The organism is Haloarcula sp. NS06 (assembly GCF_051122755.1).
Lineage (GTDB): Archaea > Halobacteriota > Halobacteria > Halobacteriales > Haloarculaceae > Haloarcula.
This window is the reverse complement of sequence record NZ_CP184843.1, coordinates 193,341-213,708: the sequence shown is the minus strand read 5'-3', so window position 1 is coordinate 213,708 and position 20,368 is coordinate 193,341. Positions and strand designations below refer to the sequence as shown.

25 protein-coding genes and 2 pseudogenes are annotated in these 20,368 nt (G+C 52.9%); 11 read left to right on the top strand and 16 right to left on the bottom strand.

What is annotated here, in order from left to right:
• Positions 1-134: 134 nt before the first annotated feature.
• Complete coding sequence (locus tag ACODNH_RS03550; RefSeq protein ID WP_434530280.1) at positions 135-806, bottom strand: hypothetical protein; 672 nt, start codon at positions 804-806, stop codon at positions 135-137.
• A 291-nt stretch (positions 807-1,097) separates the two neighbouring features.
• On the opposite strand from ACODNH_RS03550, the gene ACODNH_RS03545 reads away from it, so the two are divergent.
• The 4 genes from ACODNH_RS03545 to ACODNH_RS03530 all read left to right on the top strand — a co-directional run bounded on the left by ACODNH_RS03545 (position 1,098) and on the right by ACODNH_RS03530 (position 3,254).
• Positions 1,098-1,442, top strand: a complete 345-nt coding sequence (locus ACODNH_RS03545; RefSeq protein WP_313696100.1) for a hypothetical protein — start codon at positions 1,098-1,100, stop codon at positions 1,440-1,442.
• On the top strand, positions 1,435-1,575 hold the full coding sequence (locus tag ACODNH_RS03540; protein ID WP_313696099.1) for a hypothetical protein: 141 nt from the start codon (positions 1,435-1,437) through the stop codon (positions 1,573-1,575). The genes ACODNH_RS03545 and ACODNH_RS03540 overlap by 8 nt, the downstream gene beginning before the upstream one ends.
• Before the next feature lie 312 nt (positions 1,576-1,887).
• On the top strand, positions 1,888-2,562 hold the full coding sequence (locus tag ACODNH_RS03535; protein ID WP_310930790.1) for a helix-turn-helix domain-containing protein: 675 nt from the start codon (positions 1,888-1,890) through the stop codon (positions 2,560-2,562).
• Positions 2,559-3,254, top strand: a complete 696-nt coding sequence (locus ACODNH_RS03530) for a nucleotidyltransferase domain-containing protein (protein WP_310930791.1) — start codon at positions 2,559-2,561, stop codon at positions 3,252-3,254. The genes ACODNH_RS03535 and ACODNH_RS03530 overlap by 4 nt, the downstream gene beginning before the upstream one ends.
• An 85-nt stretch (positions 3,255-3,339) precedes the next feature.
• On the opposite strand, the gene ACODNH_RS03525 is transcribed toward ACODNH_RS03530, so the two are convergent.
• From ACODNH_RS03525 to ACODNH_RS03515, 3 genes and pseudogenes are all read right to left on the bottom strand, one after another.
• Positions 3,340-3,612 carry a hypothetical protein gene (locus ACODNH_RS03525; protein ID WP_220581122.1) on the bottom strand — a complete coding sequence of 91 codons (273 nt, stop codon included), beginning with the start codon at positions 3,610-3,612 and terminating at the stop codon, positions 3,340-3,342.
• 157 nt (positions 3,613-3,769) lie between these two features.
• A pseudogene (locus tag ACODNH_RS03520) lies at positions 3,770-4,205 on the bottom strand (TRAM domain-containing protein).
• A gap of 57 nt (positions 4,206-4,262) precedes the next feature.
• On the bottom strand, positions 4,263-4,829 hold the full coding sequence (locus ACODNH_RS03515; protein ID WP_313696098.1) for a hypothetical protein: 567 nt from the start codon (positions 4,827-4,829) through the stop codon (positions 4,263-4,265).
• Between the two features lie 125 nt (positions 4,830-4,954).
• Between ACODNH_RS03515 and ACODNH_RS03510 the strand changes: the two genes are divergently transcribed.
• Positions 4,955-5,632, top strand: a complete 678-nt coding sequence (locus ACODNH_RS03510; protein ID WP_313696097.1) for a site-specific integrase — start codon at positions 4,955-4,957, stop codon at positions 5,630-5,632.
• 49 nt (positions 5,633-5,681) lie between these two features.
• Here ACODNH_RS03510 and ACODNH_RS03505 read toward each other — a convergent pair whose 3' ends face one another.
• The 4 genes from ACODNH_RS03505 to ACODNH_RS03490 form a co-directional block, all read right to left on the bottom strand.
• Positions 5,682-6,329, bottom strand: a complete 648-nt coding sequence (locus tag ACODNH_RS03505) for a hypothetical protein (protein WP_434530279.1) — start codon at positions 6,327-6,329, stop codon at positions 5,682-5,684.
• Between the two features lie 732 nt (positions 6,330-7,061).
• The gene (locus ACODNH_RS03500; protein WP_434530278.1) at positions 7,062-7,475 is read right to left on the bottom strand and encodes an Eco57I restriction-modification methylase domain-containing protein; all 414 of its coding nucleotides are present in this window, start codon (positions 7,473-7,475) and stop codon (positions 7,062-7,064) included.
• Positions 7,366-7,818, bottom strand: coding sequence for a hypothetical protein (locus ACODNH_RS03495; RefSeq protein ID WP_434530277.1), 453 nt, complete (start codon positions 7,816-7,818; stop codon positions 7,366-7,368). The genes ACODNH_RS03500 and ACODNH_RS03495 overlap by 110 nt, the downstream gene beginning before the upstream one ends.
• The gene (locus ACODNH_RS03490) at positions 7,701-9,302 is read right to left on the bottom strand and encodes a hypothetical protein (RefSeq protein ID WP_434530276.1); all 1,602 of its coding nucleotides are present in this window, start codon (positions 9,300-9,302) and stop codon (positions 7,701-7,703) included. Before ACODNH_RS03490 ends, ACODNH_RS03495 begins: the two co-directional genes overlap by 118 nt.
• Positions 9,303-9,465: 163 nt before the next feature.
• Between ACODNH_RS03490 and ACODNH_RS03485 the strand changes: the two genes are divergently transcribed.
• The 4 genes from ACODNH_RS03485 to ACODNH_RS03470 all read left to right on the top strand — a co-directional run bounded on the left by ACODNH_RS03485 (position 9,466) and on the right by ACODNH_RS03470 (position 11,773).
• On the top strand, positions 9,466-10,191 hold the full coding sequence (locus ACODNH_RS03485) for an Eco57I restriction-modification methylase domain-containing protein (protein ID WP_434530275.1): 726 nt from the start codon (positions 9,466-9,468) through the stop codon (positions 10,189-10,191).
• On the top strand, positions 10,107-10,364 hold the full coding sequence (locus tag ACODNH_RS03480) for a hypothetical protein (protein ID WP_434530274.1): 258 nt from the start codon (positions 10,107-10,109) through the stop codon (positions 10,362-10,364). Before ACODNH_RS03485 ends, ACODNH_RS03480 begins: the two co-directional genes overlap by 85 nt.
• Positions 10,365-10,955: 591 nt before the next feature.
• The gene (locus ACODNH_RS03475) at positions 10,956-11,405 is read left to right on the top strand and encodes a hypothetical protein (RefSeq protein ID WP_434530273.1); all 450 of its coding nucleotides are present in this window, start codon (positions 10,956-10,958) and stop codon (positions 11,403-11,405) included.
• A gap of 134 nt (positions 11,406-11,539) precedes the next feature.
• Positions 11,540-11,773 (top strand): hypothetical protein, encoded by a 234-nt coding sequence (locus ACODNH_RS03470; protein ID WP_434530272.1) that lies wholly within the window; start codon positions 11,540-11,542, stop codon positions 11,771-11,773.
• Positions 11,774-11,891: 118 nt separating this feature from the next.
• Here ACODNH_RS03470 and ACODNH_RS03465 read toward each other — a convergent pair whose 3' ends face one another.
• The 5 genes from ACODNH_RS03465 to ACODNH_RS03445 all read right to left on the bottom strand — a co-directional run bounded on the left by ACODNH_RS03465 (position 11,892) and on the right by ACODNH_RS03445 (position 17,197).
• Entirely contained in the window at positions 11,892-13,016 is a 1,125-nt protein-coding gene (locus ACODNH_RS03465) for a helicase-related protein (RefSeq protein ID WP_434530271.1), read from the bottom strand.
• The gene (locus tag ACODNH_RS03460; RefSeq protein WP_434530270.1) at positions 13,016-15,589 is read right to left on the bottom strand and encodes an SNF2-related protein; all 2,574 of its coding nucleotides are present in this window, start codon (positions 15,587-15,589) and stop codon (positions 13,016-13,018) included. Before ACODNH_RS03460 ends, ACODNH_RS03465 begins: the two co-directional genes overlap by 1 nt.
• 79 nt (positions 15,590-15,668) lie before the next feature.
• A complete protein-coding gene (locus ACODNH_RS03455) occupies positions 15,669-15,890 on the bottom strand; it encodes a hypothetical protein (protein ID WP_234299888.1) in 222 nt (73 codons plus the stop codon).
• Positions 15,891-15,897: 7 nt separating this feature from the next.
• Complete coding sequence (locus ACODNH_RS03450) at positions 15,898-16,668, bottom strand: RipA family octameric membrane protein (RefSeq protein ID WP_310931040.1); 771 nt, start codon at positions 16,666-16,668, stop codon at positions 15,898-15,900.
• Complete coding sequence (locus ACODNH_RS03445) at positions 16,661-17,197, bottom strand: TIR domain-containing protein (protein WP_434530269.1); 537 nt, start codon at positions 17,195-17,197, stop codon at positions 16,661-16,663. The genes ACODNH_RS03450 and ACODNH_RS03445 overlap by 8 nt, the downstream gene beginning before the upstream one ends.
• A 228-nt stretch (positions 17,198-17,425) precedes the next feature.
• On the opposite strand from ACODNH_RS03445, the pseudogene ACODNH_RS03440 reads away from it, so the two are divergent.
• Positions 17,426-18,425 (top strand): annotated as a pseudogene (locus ACODNH_RS03440) (transposase).
• On the opposite strand, the gene ACODNH_RS03435 reads toward ACODNH_RS03440, so the two are convergent.
• Complete coding sequence (locus ACODNH_RS03435) at positions 18,415-18,678, bottom strand: hypothetical protein (RefSeq protein ID WP_434530268.1); 264 nt, start codon at positions 18,676-18,678, stop codon at positions 18,415-18,417. The pseudogene ACODNH_RS03440 and the gene ACODNH_RS03435 sit on opposite strands and share 11 nt — an antisense overlap.
• A 127-nt stretch (positions 18,679-18,805) precedes the next feature.
• Here ACODNH_RS03435 and ACODNH_RS03430 point away from each other — a divergent pair, with 127 nt between their 5' ends.
• Positions 18,806-19,243: a TIR domain-containing protein gene (locus ACODNH_RS03430; RefSeq protein WP_099254180.1), complete on the top strand. Its 438-nt coding sequence runs from the start codon at positions 18,806-18,808 to the stop codon at positions 19,241-19,243.
• A 21-nt stretch (positions 19,244-19,264) separates the two neighbouring features.
• Here the strand turns inward: ACODNH_RS03430 and ACODNH_RS03425 are convergent, their stop codons facing one another.
• Both ACODNH_RS03425 and ACODNH_RS03420 read right to left on the bottom strand, forming a co-directional pair.
• Positions 19,265-19,816, bottom strand: a complete 552-nt coding sequence (locus tag ACODNH_RS03425; protein ID WP_434530267.1) for a GNAT family N-acetyltransferase — start codon at positions 19,814-19,816, stop codon at positions 19,265-19,267.
• The gene (locus ACODNH_RS03420; RefSeq protein WP_434530266.1) at positions 19,791-20,321 is read right to left on the bottom strand and encodes a hypothetical protein; all 531 of its coding nucleotides are present in this window, start codon (positions 20,319-20,321) and stop codon (positions 19,791-19,793) included. Before ACODNH_RS03420 ends, ACODNH_RS03425 begins: the two co-directional genes overlap by 26 nt.
• Positions 20,322-20,368 lie beyond the last annotated feature (47 nt).

Genomic DNA, 20,368 nt, shown 5'->3' with positions numbered 1-20,368 from the left:
ACAGTGCAACGAATACGAAATTATGGCTAGGACGGCAGTACGGCCTGGCTGCTAGGTCTTGTTTCTTATCGTGTCTGGAATTTAAATGGAAGTATCAAATGATGGGCAGAGTAGGGATCATACCCCCGACAGAATCACGCATCATCTCCCAATTCAATCCTCACAGCTGCGTTGTCTCGGATAGTGGGGTTCTTCGAGAGGACAGAGGCCACAGCCAGCAGATACTCAGCCTCAATGTCCTCAGACGTCCCGTACGCACAATATAGCGGATGTTCCGGAATCTGCTCATTCGTAGGGGTCGCAGTTCTGTCGGGGAGCCACTCTGCTTGGTCTAACGGAAGACGAGTACACTGGTCAAGTCGAATGTAGTCTCCACGGATCGCATAACAGGCGTCCACATCCTCCCGATTGTCGGTATTCAGTCCTACCTCTTCGAGGGAATCAAAGGAGTCAGTGACGCTATTGATGGCTTGTCGTGACTGAACACCAAGAAATGGCTCAGATTGGGGAACATAGAGATGGGTTGGATCGTAGACCTCTGACAGCGGCTTTACGAGATTATTATGCGTAATCTCCGGAATCGACACTGTCGGGACATTATCGGCCTCATAAAGCCGATCGATCAAGAACCAGCGTTCTGCCTGATGGAAGCCGGAAACCACGGATGGAAGATTAACTTTGGATATCTCGGGGAGATCATCTCCATTTACCCAATCATACGGAATAGGGATCCGATTTGCACGAATCTCGAATGAGTCCTGATGACGATTCTGAACTGTCTCACCCTGTATTTCGCGTCCTATCACCGCGTTTTCCTCGTATTCGCTGCGGAGTTCTCGAACGAGATCCAGAGCTGAGTTCTTCGTCCATAGCGCCTACATTCGTCCTGTCTCACTTGAAGATACAAGACGCATATCGGACAAAACACAGAACGTTATCCACCGATCAATCTCTTAGCGAGAGATGCCTTCCAATGACCACTAATCTCGAAAATGAGTACACGGAGGGTGCCAATACATCCGGCAAGCTAACGCTGAGAACGGCGAAGCGTAAGTGTTGGAGAACTACTACGAGAAGCTCTATCCGCTGAGTTGGTGATGACGATGCCCGATAAGGACGAGCTGGCGCTCTACGATGCCGTCAGTAATCTGGAGCAGGCGGGCCTGACCAGCAAAGTCGGTGACGATGACGGGACCGCCGTGTACACCGTTGAAGAGTTCGAACTGGCTTTGACGGTCCGCGAGACGGAAGTCTCGATCACGCCCGAACTCATCGAGGGAATCGCCCAGAAGAACGAGTCCCCCGCGATCGAGCGGGTCCTCGCAGACTACGGCATCATCACGTTCGCATTCGCATACGATCTCGTGATGGCACACAGTAAGGGACGTCACGATCCGGCAGATCGCGAGCCTCACAGACCTGTCGCCTGGACCCGTGTATGATTTCGTCGAAGCGCTCTATTCGATTCTCGATCTCGGTGACGACGAGTTGGCCCCGATGACGTACACTCCGGATGATTTCGACGAGGACGAAGGCAATCAACTCGAAGAAACCGCCGACGAGCAAACCGAATGACGAGGTATTCTCCACCCCCGTAATAGCGATCAACGCGTTCGTCACTTCTTCCACGCCAGCGATGACGATCCTGAGACCTGTTCAACAACATCCGGAGAGGGATCAGGTACGCACGCCTGCTGTACGGCCCTCGCCGTCGCCGCTCTCGGCCAACAAGTCCCCACATTGGAACTGAATCACGATCCGCATTACTAGGACTGTGACGGCTTCAAGACACAGCGAGCTGACGCGTTTATCGAAGTCAGTCGGAGTCACTCTAACCGCACCTCAAGTAAGACTTTTAACTGTTACCGGATTATTGGTAACCACCAGATGTACGAGGTTCTCGACGACACGGCGGCGCAGATTATCCTCGCCATCGAGAGTGGTGACTCCATCCGTCGTGTCGCCCAACACCTCCACACGCCGTACGAGACGGTGCGACAGGCCGTCAATCGGCTCGAAGACGCAGGCTACGTTTCCTATGACGACGGGCTTGCTGTCGTCGACGAGCACATCCGTGACGCAGCCCGCGAACTCGTCGCTGCCAGCGCCGGCGTCAGTCCACCCTCCATCGAGGAAGCCTATGTTATCCCTCAGTTCGGCGACTGGCCGTCCGCGTTTACGCGGATCGACGCCGTCTACGTGTGGACCCAAGGCGGCTACCAAGTAGGGCGGAATCCGGATGACTATCCACTGTTCCTCGCTGTTCGTGAGCAGGACGTCGACGCCTGGGAGGCGTTTTTCGAGTCGTTCGACCTCCCCACTGCTTTCGAGCGACAGCCCGGAGACGAGTTGGACGGTCCGCTGCAGATCGTCCTCGAGCCACGCACGTCACTCGATATCGAGTACGTCGAAGGGTACCCGGTGATCCCGAGAGCAGAGACAATCGAGTATATGCGCGAGAACTACGCCCAGTTCCAGTCGGCGCTCGCGATGCTCGACCGGATGTACGAGGACCTCGACCTCGGCGTCACGTATCGAGAGACTGAACGGGCACAGCCATGAGCTTCAACAACCGAAGTGACGCACTCATCGAGCTGCTCGAGGAGCTCACCCAACAGGGTCACGAGTACGTTCTTGTTGGCGGCTACGCTGTCTCAGCGTTCAATGCTCGCTTCTCCACGGACCTCGATATCGTCGTCGCGCCGGACTTCAAGGCTGACTTCGTCGAGTTCCTCGAACAGCAGGGATTCGAGGAAACGGACAGTCACGCCAAGAAATGGTTCTACGACACCGAAGTAATCGAGTACGAAAAGCGGCTCACGCCGCAACAGCCGATCGGCTTCGATCTCCTGGTAAACGGACTCGGGTGTCGCCAGACGGAGGCACAGTGGTCGTTCGACTACCTGTACGACCACAGCCACCAACAGGAGGTGAGCGGGGGCACAGTGACGACGACGGCCAGAGTCATCGATGGGGCCGTCCTCGTGGCGGCAAAGCTCCACAGTGGCCGAGAAACGGACCTCCGAGACGTCCTGGCAGTGGCTGAAGAGATCGACCTCAACGCTGTCACGCCCCATCTGCGGCGAGGGGACGACAATGCCCTACGGGAGCAACTTGAGCGTGGACTGGATATCTTGGAGAGCGACGAACTCAAGCACGGATTTCGGAGTGACTTCGGGGCCTCAGCTGTCTCAGAAGAAACGGTCACCGGTCTCCAAGAGTATCTGTCTGCACAGATTGACCACCTGAGCTGAATCGGTCGGGACTCCCTTGACCAGAAGTGAAGATAAGGCCCTTCAGCGGTGCTTGCAGTCAGTCAAAAAATTGGAGGGGTGGTTGTCAGTCGACCGTCGCTAACACACGGACATCCGTAGCTGAGTGTCGTTCCCGTTCAGTACGAGCACCGTGCTCGCGGAGGAACTCATCAATGCGGTCGGCAAGAGCCTCCGCATCCTCCCTATCGACGTGGACGATTAGCGTCGGACGCTCCTCGTCGCTGTTCTCAATCACGAGCGAGACATCCTTGAATTCGTCCGGCTGTCTATACGCCTCGAACTCATCGGCGACCTGGTTGGCCAGGTCGTCGAGTACCTCAATCGGCTCCTTTGTCATAGATTGTATTTCGGCTTTGGAGGGTTGTGCCATCGCGAGCGCGTGAAGAGAACGTGACGTGACTTTCAGAACCACCTCCATCAGACAAACGCGAACGGAGCCTTCTCACACCGATGGTTTACCGAGAAGAAGACCGATCCACAGAAGGGACAACAGGTTAGAGTGCTCGCGGATCGCTATCGACAATGCTCGCAAACGCGACGTTCTCCTGAACTTGTTCGATTTCGACTGTTGGCTCGTCGCCGGGCTGAGCGCCGGGAACGATCACGACGTACCCCCGTTCGACTTTTGCGATACCATCGCCCTGATCACCGACGGTTTCGATTGTCACGTCGCGCACTTCTCCCTCATCAACAGGAGGACCAGATGAATCATGGCTCGTGCTCCCCTGAGAGGCGGGATGCCGTCGGGCTCTGTGGAGATGTTGATTCAGCTTCGGAGGATGAATCAAGAAGAGCGATGCGGTACGTTTCATCAACAGTCAGCGCCCCATGCTTGATCTCACTCGGTGGAATCTCGATGACGAATGTGCCATCCTCCTTCTTAATTTTCGCAGTGAACAGCGAACACAGGGAGTCTGAGATTTCTACCATAGCTGGGTTTGATACTGGATACAATTAATCGGTCTCTTTGAGAAGGAGCGAACTGGATCAGCTGTCCTCAGCTGGTTCTTCCCAAGGAATGTCTCGCTTGTGGACTACAGCGAGTTTCGAGTCGTCATCATCTTCTATTGCACTAAGACCACGCTGGACGAGAGTGTGAACCTGTCCAGCAGACTCCGGGAACGAAAATTGGTCATCTTCCGCGTCAGCACGGAGTTCCAGATAATGGAGGTACAACCTAAAGGTCGTATCTGCTCCGATAGGCCACCAAATCGTCCCTATCTGCTCATCTACCTGATTGTCCCAATGCTCTATGAGTTCACGGATATCGTCGACGAGCTCCTCTCCAGAGGTGCGAAGGCGGAGGGAGTATTCCCGATCCCGTTCCATATCTTCGATTATATCCTGAAGAAAAGGCTCAGCCTCCAGGGCGGTCGGTGAGGTCTGATCCGCTTCTAGAAGATGTTCTAACGCCCGAATTTCTTCAGGCCGAGCGGCTACAGCGTATGCGACATTGTACTTGTCCTCGGGGAAGATTTCGTGCTGACTCGGTTGCTGTGCCTGAGGGACAGTATCCCCAGTGGATGAGCTGAATAAGGTCTCAAAGAGTCCCATACGCTTCGTCCGGAGGGCACCCATAAGTATTTCCTGTCATATCAGACGGCAATTCTGGCGGCAGTGAACCGATTCACCTTGCCACTCGAAGAAGAAGCGGATTATCTTTGTATCGACAGACAGCGATGGATATGGTAGCAACACGAGAGAGGGCCCTTAGCGAACGCGAGTTCGAACTACTGTTAGAAGGTGCTGGGCGTATAGATGATACACAACAGAGACTCGAAACACGAGCGGCCATTCTCCTTGGAGGCCGTCTTGGACTTAGACCAGGAGAAACAACGCACTTGTCGAAATCGTGGGTTGATCGAGAGCGGCAGATGATCCAGATTCCCACACAGCAAAACTGTACGAAGGGGAGAGATGGCGGTATCTGTGGATACTGTCGACAGGCGGTGAAACAACGGCTGGAACACAATCCCAATACAGATTTCCAGAGCTTTGCTGAGCGTTATTGGCTCCCGAAAACGGAAGCCGCTTCCCGAACTGTTCCGTACCACTTTTCGTATCGAGTCCGAGTCGCGGTTGAATTACTACTTGACGAACATGGCGGCTGGCCGTATTCGTTCTCGACCTTACAGCGGCGACTGGAAACTGCCTTGGAACGGTCCCCAGAATTGTCTAACGACGCAACCTCATTACATGGATTACGTGCAACAGCAGCGTCTTATCACGCCGGAAGAGGCTTAGATCTTCCCGCTCTCCGAGCAATGTTCGGGTGGGAGGACATCACCACGGCACGTCAATATCTGAATGTCGACGGAGCGATGACCCGACGAGCGCTGGACAGCATTCATCAGTAAGCCTGAATGGACTAACATTCATGAACCGGCGTAGTGCTAGCTGAAGAAGTTACTCCATTGGCCCTACGTCTCCAAGATGAGTGTATTTCTCAGCGACCTTCTCGAAGTACGCTTCCGTCATAATTCGAGGATTCGACACCCGATGAAAGTCATCAAGAACGAACTGCATTTCCTCCCTATCGAGTCCGTAGGCGTGGAAAGAAGCTGCATCAACTTCGGCCTGAAGTCGCCGACGCTCTGATTCCTCTTTAGCGGGATCAATTCCGCCGAGCCGTTCCCGCATCTCCTCGAACTCCTTACCGTAGCAGTTGAGTCGGGCCGCCCGGTCAGAAATATAGTGGAACCAGTTGTCGCCCTCTGTGAGACGCGGGACCTGTGATTCTTCCAGTTTGAACCGGACAATGTGTGAATCGACCTTCGTCCGCATTAGGTAATCGAACGGAATGCTGTTCAGTAAACCGGTGATGACGAACAGTTCCTTGTCATCGTAGGCACGTTCATAGATTGAACGCAGGGGATACTCTGAGAGATCGTCCTGCTCCGGATTGACTTCATATGGCGAAAATGTCTGGAGTGTGTGAACACAAACGAGCCCTTTGGGTAACACAGTCGAAATCATTGTCCGTTCGTCGGTAGGTCGGGCGATATCTCGGTAGATAATCCGGTATTCCGTGAAGTCTGGAAGGAGGTCATCCATACAGAGGTCCTGTCCACGGTGTTCCTGAAGAAGATCGTTGACGAATCCCTTCTGTGATTTGCTGGTCTTCGGTCCACCAAACGCTTCGTATATGTCCTTTTTCGGCGTTCCACCGTTGTACGCCCGTTCCCGAACACGGTATTTAGCGCTCAGATCAGGCTGATCTTCATCGACACTCCATCAGTGAAGGGGAATCAAGACTCGAATCGAACGTATTGTCGTGCTGGAACTGGTGAATGTTTGCTCCACCGTACACAGGGTAGTCACCTTCATTTTCCTCTTCGACGAAGCGGTCAGACGCCGTGATCGATCCAGTTCACGGTGCGGAGTGACGTTCCATTTATTGTCGATTTTTCTGCAACGGAGGGTGTGAGACAATACTCTCCAAGATACCCACTTCCTCAGGATGGGTAATATTGGGGAATATCCGCGCTTTCAACGAATATTGGGTTAGTACTTCGTGGATCTCAACCGCTTTTTCGTCGAAATGACGGAGGACAGAAACATCATGTTGATCGAATATTCCCTTGATTTGCTCCGACTCCCCCTGGTTCTTGAACGTGAGAACAGCGAACTGATACTGTCGATGAAGATCACCGAATATTCCATGACTCTCGAAGCCAACCAACGACTGTATTTCCGCATCATTCAAAAGTTTCATCCGGAGATCTTTCGAGAAAGAGCCACTGAAGATCACTCCGGGTAGAACTTGCGCTACATACCCCTCGTCGCTCACGAGTTCGAACAATCTCTCAAGAAGAGTGCCGCAAGATCGTTTTCATTTGGATCCTTCCGTCCATCAATAACAGGTTTCTGGAGGATGTATTCAGAACCATCAGTGAAGTACCGCATTTGCTTCTCTATCTGCTCTTGATACTCCTCCCATCCCTCGGCAATCTCCTCGTCTTCCAGCAGCTGTTTCTGCATCTCGTCCTTATTCGAAGGCATCCGGGACCGGAACTGCTCATCAAACTTGACGAAGTAATCATCGCGACTCGCTCGAAGCTGGTCCCAAGGAGGATTCCCGATAATAAGATCAAAACCTCCCTGGTCGTAGACTAGCGCGAATTCGAGAATCCAATGAAAGGGGTGGAATTCTTCGAACTTGATCCAGAGTGATTTCAGCGCCGGCATTATGGAACTCATCTAGCACCTTGTTGTCCAGATTCTGACTGTAGCTGGTGATGAGCGACTCTGCCTGACGACGGGCGTTGGTTGCTTCTTTTGAGGAATTTGCCCGTTTGTGTTTCCGCTGAGCGTGGATTACGTCCTCACAATACTCGCTAACCGGCGTTTCTTCACCGATTCCATAGTTTGTGAGTGAGGTATCACCCTGTTCATTGACGGTTTCGATGAGATCTGTAAATCCAATTAGACTGTTCCCCTGCCGTATGTTGAAATCAATATTCGGGAGCGGTTCGACCTCCCCTGGCTCGTCTTCGATATCCGCAACCATCGAGAGCCACAAACGGAGTTTACAGATCTCCACAGCGCCCTCGTCGATATCCACCCCGTAGAGATTATCCAGAGAATCGAGCGTTTGGCGTATAGCGACTCCCCACCATGCCCACCCTCGATACGTTCTAATTCCTCACGACTACGACTCTCCAGCTCCCAGCCTTGCCCTTCAGCTTCGAGCCGCTGGAAATACTGGATGCATTGCATGTATAGGTCCATCAGCACCTCCTGTGCGGCGAGCAGGAAGGCGCCACTTCCTACGGCGGGATCGAGAATGTGTGCTTCCTTCAGAATGTCGTGGTATAGACTCTCCACATGGCTGGTCTGGACGTTTCCCGTTGGAACTTGCTGAGTTATAGTTCCACCATCGGCAACAGCTCCTGCGCTACTATCTGCCTCGGGCACGGGGAATCCGAACACATTGTCGATCTCGTCGTAGTCTGCGTCCACAGCCTCGTTGAGTTGATCGAGCAGATGTGGATGGATCGTCCGTCGGGCCATGAACCCCGTGATTTCTTCCGGTGTGTAGTACGCCCCCATCTCCTTCTGATTGACCGTTTGCTCGAAGATGTGGCCCAATATCGCTGGGGAGAGGTTCTTGGGATCGACGATATCGAGTCGTTCGTCTACGTTCCAGTTCCAGTCGGAGAGGAAGTCGAGGATATCGTCGAAGAGCTCGTTCGTTTTCTCGGCAGGGCCACCTAACTTCGCGTCCTGGAACTCCTCTTCGACAGGATTCCTTGCGAACAAGCCACCGTTCAAGTACGGAAGACTACCGAAATCAGGGTTCTGCTTGTCTTCTGCGAGGTATTCGAAGAAGAGCGGTTCGTAGAACTCTTCGTAGTGGTCACCGCCCTCGTCAACGACTTCATTCGGCTGTTCGTGAAGGTAGTTCGGGTTCCGATCAAGGAGGCGCTTTTCTTGGATGAAGTATAGGAATATCATCCGGTCAAGAATGACCTGCACATATCGTTGCTTCGCGTCACCACGGTCGTCGGGAATGCCCGTGACCTCTTGAATGAGATCCGTCCGGAGTTCCTCGAACTGTTCATAAAACTCTTTGACGACCTGTTGCGTGTCGTAGAGCGTATCGTATATCGCAGCAGAGGAACCGTACTCGATCGAGTTCAGCTTCTGGAGAATAGTGTTCTTCTCTCCGCTGTCCCGCGTGAACTGCTCCTTCGAGAACGAAATCTTTTGATGCTTAATTCGACCGTGCTGCTGCCCCTCCCAGCTTCGGACTCGCGTAATGAAGGTGAAGGTCTCGAAATCGTTGGTGGCAACGAGGTTGGTATGCCGTGAGCGATTTTCCGGTTTGAAGTCCGTGGCAGTCTCACCGGGGCCAGCATTGACGATGACGATGAATTCGTCATCATCAAGCTGGACTACGGTTGCATTCGCTATCGCCCCAAGTTTCGGGCGTGGTTTGAGCCCGCGTTTTTCAAAGGAGTTCGCTATATCCTGTAAAGAGTCCCAGCCCGCGATATCGGATGCGGTGATCTGCTGGAGAGTCATACCACCTGAAAGTTGCTTTACTCGATATGAAAATGATGGATACGAGGGTGACTTTCGACTGAACTGGTCAATCCTCCCGTTGCGTAGTATGCAAGAAGCAGCTCGCATTTCACGAGCATTCGTAAATCAAGTCGAAAACAGCCAATAGCGAGACGCTCAGTTGATGCAATGCATTGAGTATTTCCAGCGGCTCGAAGCTGAAGGGCAAGGCTGGGAGCTAGAATCCAGAACGCGAGAAGAGATTGAGGAAATCGAGTCTGGAAAAGGCTCCTCATCACTGTACGCAAAGCGAACGGCCATACTCAACAATTTGTACGGAGTCGATATCGACGAAGGTGCTGTTGAGATCTGCAAGCTCAGGCTCTGGTTGTCGATGGTCGCTGATATCGAGGATGAACCGAGCGAGGTGGAGCCGCTCCCCAACATCGATTTCAACGTACGACAGGGCAACAGCCTAATTGGTCAACTCGATACGGACATCGAAAGTAACGAAGACGGAGACAGCGATCTCGATTCTTGGGAAGTGAAAACTCGTTTTGAGGACGTGAAAGAGGCCATCAAGAAGCACAAGAAAGCGGAGACCAGTATTGAAGCTCAAGAATGGCGGAAGGAGGCAGAAGACAGAATAGAGGAACACCGGGACGAATCTGATGAAATCCTTCAGCGAGAATTTCAAGACGCTGGCTTTGACGACATAACGATCGAGGAAATTCGGAGTGGTCCCCCTTCCACTGGCCGTTGGAGTTCGCCGATGTCTTCGAGAGAGGTGGATTCGACGTGTTCATCGGGAACCCGCCGTGGGACATGCTCTACGCGAATCGCGACGACTTCTTCATCCGCTACGATGAGCAGTTCCGTACCTATCCGTCGGAGGAAAAAGATGGTGTGATGGAAGAACTCCTCTCAAGCCCTGAAGTTGCGTGGGAATGGGAGGACTACAAGGAATCGATGGAAACTCAGGCAGACTTCTTCACGCAGGGAGATGTCTATAAGCTCCAATCTCCGGTGGTGGGGGGTCGAAACGATGCCGACAAAGAACGAACTTTCGGCTCTATTTCTTGAGCGGGTATTCAGACTCTCCAGAGACGGCGTGAAGGTGAGTCTGCTCCTCCCGGGACTATCTTCGGGGGAGTGATGGGGAAAGACCTCCGAACGCATCTACTGGATCACACAGACATAGAGAACCTCATCGGATTCGAAAATAAGGGAATCTTTGAGCAGATACATCGGCAGTACCGATTTGCAATTCTGACATTTGAGTATGGTGGAAGGACCAGTCGACTCCGAGGTATTTTCAATCAACGGAGTATGGACGTGGTCTATAATATCGAGGACGTGGCCGCAGAAATCCCACGACAAGTGCTTCTCGATTATTCTCCCGAGGGTAGAATTTTCCCTCGATCACATCACAAGTCGAAGCCGATGTCCTCAGCAAGGTAGTCACTCAACCACCTACTAGATGAGAATATCGGAGGTGCTTGGTCTGTGGATATGTTGACGAAAGAATTCGTCGAGTCCACCGATAAAGACCGATTGCAAGATTCCCCTGATAATGCTGATTATCCAGTATATGGGGGTGCGAACATCCACCAATTCGAACACGATAATACCCACACAGAGAGTTTGGACAACCCCCGGTATTGGAGTCGGGGGATGTACGATCCACCGAATAGTGCCCAGTACCGTGTTCGAGAGAAAAAATTCAACCGGGGGAACCTCAAACGAGCAATCTACGACGCCTTTGGAGGTTCAGAGACGAGCAAGTCTCAAGTTCAATACGTAGATGAACTACTCGAAGAACACCGTAGTCACGGACTTGAGGAAGAAGATGTCCTGCTCGATTGCACTGAATACCGAATCGGCATTCGAGACGTTTCTCGATCCCGGGACGAGCGGACGATAATTGCTACGGTACTTCCGAAGGACGTCATCTGTCTCCACACCATTAACACGTTCAAGCCGTTCGCTATTGAGCCTAAAGAGGAACACCTCACAGAGTCCCCACTTCGGTCACCCTACGTCCGGCGATTTACGGATCAAGAACTCTTCGTGGCAACGGGACTCCTGAACAGCATTGCGTTCGATTTTCCTGATGCGAACTAAAGTCGAGACGCACATCGTCAAGCGCGAGCTATTGGAATCCCAGGCTACCACGGCTCACCGACGGAGATGACTGGTTCCATTATATCGCTGAACGAGCTGCCCGATTGAACTGTTACGGGAAAGAATTCAAAGAAATGCGTAAGCGACTCGGCGGAATCGAGGCAGCGGTAGAAGATCAAGAACGCAGAGAATTACAGGCTGAAATCGATGCGGCCGCATTCCACGCGTATGGCCTGGAACGTCGTGACGTGAAGTTTGTCCTCGACGACTTCCATCGCGTTGAGAATCCGAAGCTGATGGACGAGATGTACTTCGATCTGGTCTTGGAGAAATATGATTTACTGGATCAGAAGGGGCCCCTACCGTAGCTCCCGAATCACTGTCCGACAACTCCCCAGCATACGAGCTTCGCTCGTACATCACTCTCTCCCATCAGTTTCGTCTGGTATTCAGTAGAGGCTTCGACGTTCTCTTCCAGAGAACTCCTCAAGCTGACTGAGGAACTCCCCGGTCGGCCACTCTGGGAAGGAGTAGTACTGCTAATTCTCGCGAAAGATCTCCCGGTAGAATTCGGTCTTCATCCGTGTTCGCGAGCTTTACCTCCTGCAGCCGCTCTTCGATGTCGGTAGCCCATTCTCCCATTGTTTCGAACTCTTCGACAGGAGCTGGCTCACCGCCGTGGTTCGGCTGAACGTAGTGACTGATGAAATCGAGGATCGTCTCCTGTTCCTTCGAGAAGGCCTCTCCCTGTTTGAAAGCACCCTCAACTTGGCCTTCTCGAATCACCTCCAGACGCTCGTCAAGTACTGCTTGAATCTCACCGCGATTCGATAATACCGTCTCTGGATTTCCGGTAATCGGTTCGCCGTCAACTGAAGGGTCAATGTTGAGCGTGCTCACGGGCCGCTCTTTGACCTCGTCGGCGAAGGGCTTGTAGTAGAAAGCACGACGGACGCGACCAAGCGGGGACTCGTGGTCATCATCGTCGAACCAGAGGTGGGCAAGGGCGAATACGCCCGGACGAGGACCTGCATCGTGGTCAGTTACATTCGTGTAGAGGAATTCCCGTTCTTCCGGCGGGTCACCGAAGAAGTCCTCAGCGTACTCGAAGTCTTCCGCAGTCAGGTCGTAATCCTCGTTCAGTTCTCGCTTCAGAAGGTACCGCTCGAACGCAGCGTGTTCATTACTCCCCGCATTGCGGAGGAGCGGATTCTTGCTCGTGTCGTCGAGTTCATTCACGTCGTCAATTTCACGAGACTTCTGGAGAGAGTCCTCGATCTCGTCCACCTGTAATTCCCCGATAGTCTTCTCCGTATCTACACCTGTCTTTTCAAGAACCTGATCTTCGTTCGGATCAAGGATGTTGTTCTCCTTTCCGACAATGAGCGCGATATCGTTGATCTTTGCCTGTAGGCGTTTCAGGAGCTTGATCGCCGCCTCGATGTCGCCGTCCGGGTAGAAGTTGTGGACGTGTTTCTCGGCGGTACTCCCGATCCGGTCGACTCGCCCGACACGCTGGACAATCCGCATCGGGTTCCACGGCAGGTCGTAATTGACCACCACATGAACGTCCTGAAGATTAACCCCTTCACTCAGCGTGTCAGTGGCCACTACGTACTGTAGCTCTGAGTCCCCGACTCGGCGAGCGTTTGCTGGTAGCCTGACGCTTCGGGTGCAAAGCGTTGAATGATGTCCTGCTTATTCTCGTCACCGCCCTTGACGACGGCACTGTTCGCCTCTGTGAGTGGTGAATCCTCGTTGTCACAGAGGGTTCGATAGACATAGTCTGCAGTTGCCCGATACTGCGTGAAGATGAGCACCTTCTGATCGTGATTCGTGAGGACATCTGCAAGTCGGTCGATCTTCGGGTCGCGGAACTCGCGGAGTGAAAAGACGGCCTCGTAAAAGTCGCGTGTGGCAGGGTCGACTTCGCTCAAGTCACTATTCGGGTAGAGAATCGGATTCATCTCTTCTTCAGGAATATCTGGGAGGACACCAGCGTCGTGGTCAGCGAGCCATTGCCGCGTGGAAACCGCATAATCACTCACATCACCCGCATCCCGGGCGACATCACCGATGAACTGCGAGAGGAAATACGATAGAAGAGTGAGGTCCTCCCTAATGTACGTCTTCACCTCGCCGATGGTGGCGTCTGCCAGTTCATCTCCCTCGGTATCAGCTCCTTCTTCCGATTGAATAGCGGTGGTATCGAAACCAAATTCTTCGAGTGTTTGTTCGAGATCTTCAGCAGCGTCGGCTCCTTCGACAAAGTCACCGAGTTCAGAGTCATCTCCCTCCCGAACAGTTCGGAGCATATCGATATCTTCGTCCTCAGGGAGTTCACCAAGAAGGCCGAGAAGCTGGCGTTCGCTCTGATGCAGCGTCTCGATCGACTGGACGAACGCGTACGTTGAGGACTCGAGCCGTTTGAGGAGGTTCAGCTTGTAGAGGGCTTTCAGCGTGCTCCCTGCTTTCGGATTTTTGACTGTGATGTGGGGAAGGTGGAGGGCGTCCATCACGTCGGGAAGCATCCGATATATTGGCTGGTAGGCCGCCGGCAGGGAGTACTGTTGCTTGTTGAGTTTCGGCGGCTTGAAGCTCATCTCGAAGTCTTCGCTGTCCTGAATCTGATCTTTGACGTGCTTGCGCGTCCGGAGAACCATCACTTCGTTCAGGATATTCGAAATCTCAGAGGAGTGTCGCTGGAGCTGCTCGGTGATTTCTTGCTGTTCGTCGTCGCCGACCTCCTCTTTCCCGGATGCGATGCGTTTTCGCGTCTCCGAGAGTTCGATATATTCGTCGAACGCATCAAAGTCGAGTGACGCCTTGTTCCGAAGTTCCTCCGGGCTGGTGAACAAGCTGATGAGGTTCTTTAGGTCGGTAGCGCTGTTATTAATCGGGGTCGCGGTCAGCATAATCATCGTCTTTCCGCGGAGTTGCCTGAGATTCGCGTGTCGTCGCGTCCCCTTGTAGTCATCATCGTGGTCCGGATTCGGTCGCCATTTCCCGTAGTTCCGGAACCGGTGAGCCTCGTCGATAAGCAGGACGTCGAACTCGTCTTTGAGGTCCTGCACCTCGTCGTAGGAGAGATTCTGGAACTTGCTGATACTCATCACGTCAAGGTGCGTGCCGTCTACCTCTAACCCGAAGTACGGATTGCCGTCTTCGTCAGTGTCGTTCTGGAGTAGGTCTTCCCACTGATCAGTCAGGTTTGCCGGGACAATGAGGAGACAGTGGTCGCCACGTTGGCGGTAGTCGTGGAGGAGTTCACCGCCAATAAATGATTTCCCCAGGCCGACCGAGTCGGAGACGATGCACCCGTTGAACTGTGAAAGCTTTTCCTTTGCACTCTCGTACCCGAGCTTCTGGAAGTAGTACAGTGGGCTGTCACGGATGTTGACGTTCCCACTCAGTTCGTCGTAGGCGAGCAGCTTGTAGAGCTCGAACGGTTCGAGATACGTGCCCAGCTCCTCAGATGACGTCTCCTGGTCGGACTCGTCCTCCTGCTGTTCCTTCCAGTCCTGGTACTCCTCGCTGTTCTCGATGATTCGGATGATCTCTTCACTGAACTCCTCGGCGTTGGCCCACTGGTTGTCGTACCACTCCTCGAACGCTTCGGCCTTGTGTCGATCCTGACTCGTGAGGTTCAGCTCGATGTTGTTCTGGTGGCCGCTCTTGGTGAAGTTCGAGGAGCCGACAACTGTAGCGCATGGGCGGGTGTCTTCATCCTCGTCTTGTCCCCAATCTTCGTCATCTTCGAGTGGCGCTCGAAATGAGGCACCCTTTGCGTGGAAGTAACCGTTTTCAGGATTTCGCACACGGACGCTCACCTCGCCTTCGGCGATAAAGTCTCGTAGCCGGTCTAGTCGGCCAATTTGAGCGTTATTCAGCTCCGAGATGCTTTCTCTCACCTCTCTTTTGAGCTCCTCTTTGAGATTCTGTCCCTCACCGATTTCGTCAGCAGTTCCCCTATTCGTCTGACGGCCCATCAAAATCCGAAGCGGAGCGTGGCCGAGCTCATCGGGGTCAGCCAGGTTTTCAAGGTCTTCCCGGTAGAGGTCAAATCCTGAGAGATAAAAGTAGCCAGTTGCGATACGGCCTTCCTCGATCTGAGGAATAATCCGCTTGTAAGCGTCTTCTAGTGTTCTGTTAGCGTTATCGACAAGCGGAGGAAGTGAGAGCATCGTAATGCAGAGATGTATTCAGTACGCGAACTTAGTGTTTAGTGACCTCCCTACAGAAATAGCACCAGACAATAGCCAATCAAACTGGCCGAAGATCCCGCCAGCGGACGTCAACGGTGTCACCATTAGCGATTTTAACCCGAAAAAGATAGCCCTCTCGTTGATCATCAGTCACAGCCCCCGCATCGTCTGAGATGATCTCAACGACTGTTCCTCGACGTCCATGGAGGCGCTCGTGATCTGGATCTGTCTCGTCCGGGATATCGATTCGGACCGAATCACCGGTTTCGAAGCGTCTCATAGTATTCTCAGCGGGTTTGAATCCTAAAGAGGATAGCTAAGCCGAGCAAGAGGACGCCACCAACACCAAAACCAACCACCGATGGGTCCGGCAGTGATGGGATGAACCTCTTCACTTGGGGAGTAAAAATGAATCCTCCGGCATACCCTCCGACAGATATGTATCCAGCAGCCAATAGGCGGACGAACCACTGTTCCACAATCGTATGTGAGCGGTGGTCAGCATCTTCAGCTGGACGGGGATCAACGATTTCCGGGTCAGGCTTCTCTCGCTTCAAATATCGCCATTCATCGAGATACATACGAACAGGCAGGACCGACTCGATCTCATTCAGGATGGCGTATCGAGCTTTGTTCAGCCGGCGGTATGATTGAAGACTCTGATACCAGAAGTAGCAAATCAGACTGCCGAATCCTGATGCGAAGAGAACGATCGCAGCGTTAGTGGTTGTGAGATTGCCGCGGGCGAGAGCAAAGAGACCGGCCAGTATCGAGGTTAAAATCAGACCGAAAAAGCGGTTCATCTGGACTCGCTGATTGGCTGTCTCGATCGCAACCTCCCCGTAATGTATGTACTGCTCCATCAGTCGATTCTTCTCGTCCTCACTTAGATTAGCCAGCGGTCCAGTTGTAACATCTTCCTCCTCAGATGGCTCAGCAGGGTCCCCTCCAGTGACCTCTTCAGAGTGTTCAGGTTCTGTTTCGGGCGTGTCTCCATCGTCAGTATCGGCGCCATCCTCTGAGAGATCAACCGCCGCTTCGTCGGTTGAATCAGGCATATTCAGCGAGTGCGTCGACAAGCGAGGCCTTTCGCCATCCTACCTGAGTATCTGCGACTTCTTGGATTTTCTCGGGGACCTTCGATTGTCCCTCTGGAATGATTGCGATCACCGGCTTGTCCAGTTCATCGGCGAGTTCCAGCTCCTCCGGGATCCAAGTGCTGTGAGCACCGTACATTCCACTACTTACGACGACAACCGACGCCGTTTTCATCTGGTTCCGGAGTTCAGAACGAAGGGCAGACTCGGTATCCACGGGCAGGGGGTCAGTTGAAGGGACACTATGATTCTGCCACTTGAGCGACGGAACCTCATCAAGGAAATCAACGATACGCTCGTAGTGTTCGTCGTACTCCCACGAGTGGGAGACAAAAACGTTGTACTGCTTGTCCTCAAGTCGAGTTGCAGCGCGTGCTAAGCGAGGGAGTGATTGCCCAGTATTTCCGCCTGAGGAGGAAGAGGACTCTTGAGTCGACGAGCCTGCAGAGGCAAAGGCTTCCAGCCCTTTGTAGGCAGCATATAGGAGCAAAGCACCGCCAGCGATTTTTTGTCCAGACGAGAGACCCTGCTGGTTCTGAGTGTCGGTAGAACTGCGGCTCAGGGAATTGTCGGTCGGGACAAGGCCCGACTGTTGGTCATTCGGCTCGAAGAGCGATGGTTGAGAGGAACTGAGCTCAGGGAGACTGTTATCCCCAGATTGCGTTACTGGAGCCTGTCATAGAAAGCGTCACGTGCGAAGCAGCAGGGTTTGGAAACTGTGTCCACCAGCTCCAAAGCCCTGCAAAACGTAGCTTCGGTCAACGAGTTCTTGAATGCAGCGGCTACCGAGACGGTACCGCTGTTCGAGCATCTTGAGTTCGAGTTTCTGCTGGATTACGACGTGTTCGCCCCCTCGAAGCGGGGGCGAACGCCAGTTCACAAACCACCAGACCTCTTTCGCGGCTTTCTACACTGCTACTACGAGGATGTCTACGGCACTCGTCCAGTCACACGAGAACTCCAACACAGCCTTGTCTGGTACTACTGCGGTCTCGACAAACCGCCATCCAGAGACACCATTGACCGGTTTCTCACTGATCTCGAACACGTCGTTGACGATGTCTTCAACAGACTCGTCGAGCAGGCCGCCGCCCGCGGCCTGCTCGACTCCACCGTACTCCATCGATTCGACTCACGTCGAAGCGATCCAACACAACGACGCCGCATCGTGGAACTACGATCGAACAGCCGAAGAGTACTACTACGGCTTCGGCTGTACAATCGCCTCAACCGGCGCGAGGATCCCAATTGCGGCGGAATTCGCACAGGCTAAACAAGCAGATCAAGAGACGGCGATGCGCGTCACGCGTGACGCGCTCGCCGTCGATACACCGGTCTGGATGCTCGGAGACAGCGCCTACGACATCCTCGATTGGCACGACCACCTGCTGGCCGCAGGGGTCGTGCCAATCGCTCCATACAATCCGCGAAACACTGACGACCCGAAGGACATCGAGTACAGGGTCGAAGACCGAATCGAGGAACACAGCGAGGACGTTCAGCTGAAACAATCTATCTTGGACGAGACGTATAACAGCCGGACAGGAGTCGAACGAACTAACGACGCAGTCAAGGATTGCGGCCTCGGGCACGTCCGCGCCCGAGGCCGCGTCCACGCACGAACAGAAGTATTCGTTGCGCTGTGTCTCCGGCTCGTCGTTGCAATCACCAGCTTTGAGCGGGGCGATAACCCTGGCCGCGAGAAGCTCAAGCTATGAGATGGATTCTATGACAGGCTCTTACTGTATAAACGGGGCCGAGTTCTCGAACGGTGAACTCCTTTCCGAGATCGTTCCCTTTGTAGGTCGGCAGTAGGCGGTCTCCATCATCGCGATAGAATCCGGTAGGTAGATCGTTAACAGCTGACTTCAGAACGAATCGAACAGCTGATTCGGGGTTTGGACTGCCACGAATATCATCAAACGCAGCCTCCCAGGTGGTTTTCAATGGGGAGGAGGTGTCTTGGCTCATAACCGTATGAACAATCCGTTTTTAAATAGTATAAGTTCTTCCCCCTGGAATATCGGCAGATTTGGATTCCGCATCAGAGAGGACCATAGTACTAAACGGGTAAGCCGTCAACAATTCGCATATAGTTATGAGCTTCAACAGCAGATCTTCAAGCAACCGTCGGAGCGAATACCGACTGTTCATCTCGCACTCTTGGGAGTACAGCGACGAGTACAATCGGATGGTAGAACTACTTCGCGACTACCCGAATTTCAGTTTCCGGAACTACTCAGTACCGAAGGTGGATGAGATCGATGCTGACACCGAAGAGGAGCTGGAACAGGCGCTCCGGGAAGACCAGATCAAGCCAGCTACGGTCGTAATAATACTCGGGGGAATGTACGTAGCACACAGCAAATGGATCAAGAAAGAAACTATTTTAGCTGAAATCGAGAGCAAGCCTATTCTGGGTGTTACACCGCGCGGAAACGAGCAGATGCCCAATTTCGTTGAAGACCACGCAGATCAGATCGTGGGTTGGCAAGGAAAGAGTGTGGTAGAGGGAATTCGAGACCTGGCTGATTGAGTTGATGAGAGCGTGGATGAACTATTGAGGGAGAGTCTGGCTACCGTCGAGACTATTTCCGACTCCGCGAATCGGGTATAGTTCGATCGCTTCGTACTCACCGTCACCGTCAATATGACCCAGTTTTGAAAACAGAGATCGGCTCTTGTCGTTCGGTTCGTCGATGTAGTAGACACCATCCTCGCAGTACTCCTGGCACCAAGTCTGAATCAATTCCTCAGCAATCCCCCGGCGCCGGTAATGATCCCGGACATACAGCTGTCGAAGAACCTGTATTCCATCCAGCTCTTCCCAAGTGACGTATCCAGCCGCGTCGTCATCTCGAATATAGAGCAATCCCTGGTGGTTCTCAGGGATATATCGGGCAAAAGAAGAACTCGTGTCACCACCATAGCTAGTCATCGCGCCGATGACTCGTTCTGTTTTGTCTATTGGTCGACCATCAGAATATACGAGAAATGAATCTTCGGCACCGATCTCCACGATGTCATCCGGAGTCGAATTCGTGAAGAGCCACTCAGCACTGAACACCTCATCAAGATCGATTCTACGACCCTGATACTCGAGTACCATATAAGCTCATACAGTTATGGCAGCGAAATTCTGCTGATTCCTCGATTTCGGACATTCCCGGAACACGCTCAATTGACGGGTCGTCAATCCCTGAGCAATTGCAGTCCTGTCTAAGTTCCTCAAATTTGTCCCCCTTCCCAGATTGACTATACGGAACAAATCCCATCTTCCAATGCTCCTCTAACTTCTCACCGAGTTCCTGAGCGAGTTTTTGAACAACTCTCGCGTCTGTTCCCACAAATGCAACGACAGCATCAAGGAGGTCGTCTACGTGAATAATCGGGTCCTCGGACAACTCATATTCTGTGAGCAATTGCCAGCCATTAGGTGCCCGGTAGATCATCCGAAGATCATCTTCACAGAGAAGGGAAACAGCGACGACCTCAATCCCGTCATCAGCTTCGATATAGAGAGGAATCGTTTGATCAATTTCTTCACGTTGAACAAGAGTTTCGAGCCAAGCATAGTCCCCGAGACCCGCAGGAAGTGGGATATTCAAGCTCATTTCCGTATCAGAAATTGCTCTGTTTCGTTATAAATGATAGGCGACCA

What these genes read in the sequence shown, in the direction of transcription:
- ACODNH_RS03510 (WP_313696097.1), top strand. Translation starts at nt 4,955, where the DNA reads ATGGATATGGTAGCAACACGAGAGAGGGCCCTTAGCGAACGCGAGTTC.
- ACODNH_RS03500 (WP_434530278.1), bottom strand. Translation starts at nt 7,475, where the DNA reads ATGAGTTCCATAATGCCGGCGCTGAAATCACTCTGGATCAAGTTCGAA.
- ACODNH_RS03485 (WP_434530275.1), top strand. Translation starts at nt 9,466, where the DNA reads ATGCAATGCATTGAGTATTTCCAGCGGCTCGAAGCTGAAGGGCAAGGC.
- ACODNH_RS03450 (WP_310931040.1), bottom strand. Translation starts at nt 16,668, where the DNA reads ATGCCTGATTCAACCGACGAAGCGGCGGTTGATCTCTCAGAGGATGGC.
- ACODNH_RS03535 (WP_310930790.1), top strand. Translation starts at nt 1,888, where the DNA reads ATGTACGAGGTTCTCGACGACACGGCGGCGCAGATTATCCTCGCCATC.
- ACODNH_RS03530 (WP_310930791.1), top strand. Translation starts at nt 2,559, where the DNA reads ATGAGCTTCAACAACCGAAGTGACGCACTCATCGAGCTGCTCGAGGAG.
- ACODNH_RS03470 (WP_434530272.1), top strand. Translation starts at nt 11,540, where the DNA reads ATGCGTAAGCGACTCGGCGGAATCGAGGCAGCGGTAGAAGATCAAGAA.
- ACODNH_RS03490 (WP_434530276.1), bottom strand. Translation starts at nt 9,302, where the DNA reads ATGACTCTCCAGCAGATCACCGCATCCGATATCGCGGGCTGGGACTCT.
- ACODNH_RS03430 (WP_099254180.1), top strand. Translation starts at nt 18,806, where the DNA reads ATGAGCTTCAACAGCAGATCTTCAAGCAACCGTCGGAGCGAATACCGA.
- ACODNH_RS03545 (WP_313696100.1), top strand. Translation starts at nt 1,098, where the DNA reads ATGACGATGCCCGATAAGGACGAGCTGGCGCTCTACGATGCCGTCAGT.
- ACODNH_RS03435 (WP_434530268.1), bottom strand. Translation starts at nt 18,678, where the DNA reads ATGAGCCAAGACACCTCCTCCCCATTGAAAACCACCTGGGAGGCTGCG.
- ACODNH_RS03475 (WP_434530273.1), top strand. Translation starts at nt 10,956, where the DNA reads ATGTACGATCCACCGAATAGTGCCCAGTACCGTGTTCGAGAGAAAAAA.
- ACODNH_RS03455 (WP_234299888.1), bottom strand. Translation starts at nt 15,890, where the DNA reads ATGAGACGCTTCGAAACCGGTGATTCGGTCCGAATCGATATCCCGGAC.
- ACODNH_RS03515 (WP_313696098.1), bottom strand. Translation starts at nt 4,829, where the DNA reads ATGGGACTCTTTGAGACCTTATTCAGCTCATCCACTGGGGATACTGTC.
- ACODNH_RS03460 (WP_434530270.1), bottom strand. Translation starts at nt 15,589, where the DNA reads ATGCTCTCACTTCCTCCGCTTGTCGATAACGCTAACAGAACACTAGAA.
- ACODNH_RS03480 (WP_434530274.1), top strand. Translation starts at nt 10,107, where the DNA reads ATGCTCTACGCGAATCGCGACGACTTCTTCATCCGCTACGATGAGCAG.
- ACODNH_RS03525 (WP_220581122.1), bottom strand. Translation starts at nt 3,612, where the DNA reads ATGACAAAGGAGCCGATTGAGGTACTCGACGACCTGGCCAACCAGGTC.
- ACODNH_RS03425 (WP_434530267.1), bottom strand. Translation starts at nt 19,816, where the DNA reads ATGGTACTCGAGTATCAGGGTCGTAGAATCGATCTTGATGAGGTGTTC.
- ACODNH_RS03420 (WP_434530266.1), bottom strand. Translation starts at nt 20,321, where the DNA reads ATGAGCTTGAATATCCCACTTCCTGCGGGTCTCGGGGACTATGCTTGG.
- ACODNH_RS03505 (WP_434530279.1), bottom strand. Translation starts at nt 6,329, where the DNA reads ATGGATGACCTCCTTCCAGACTTCACGGAATACCGGATTATCTACCGA.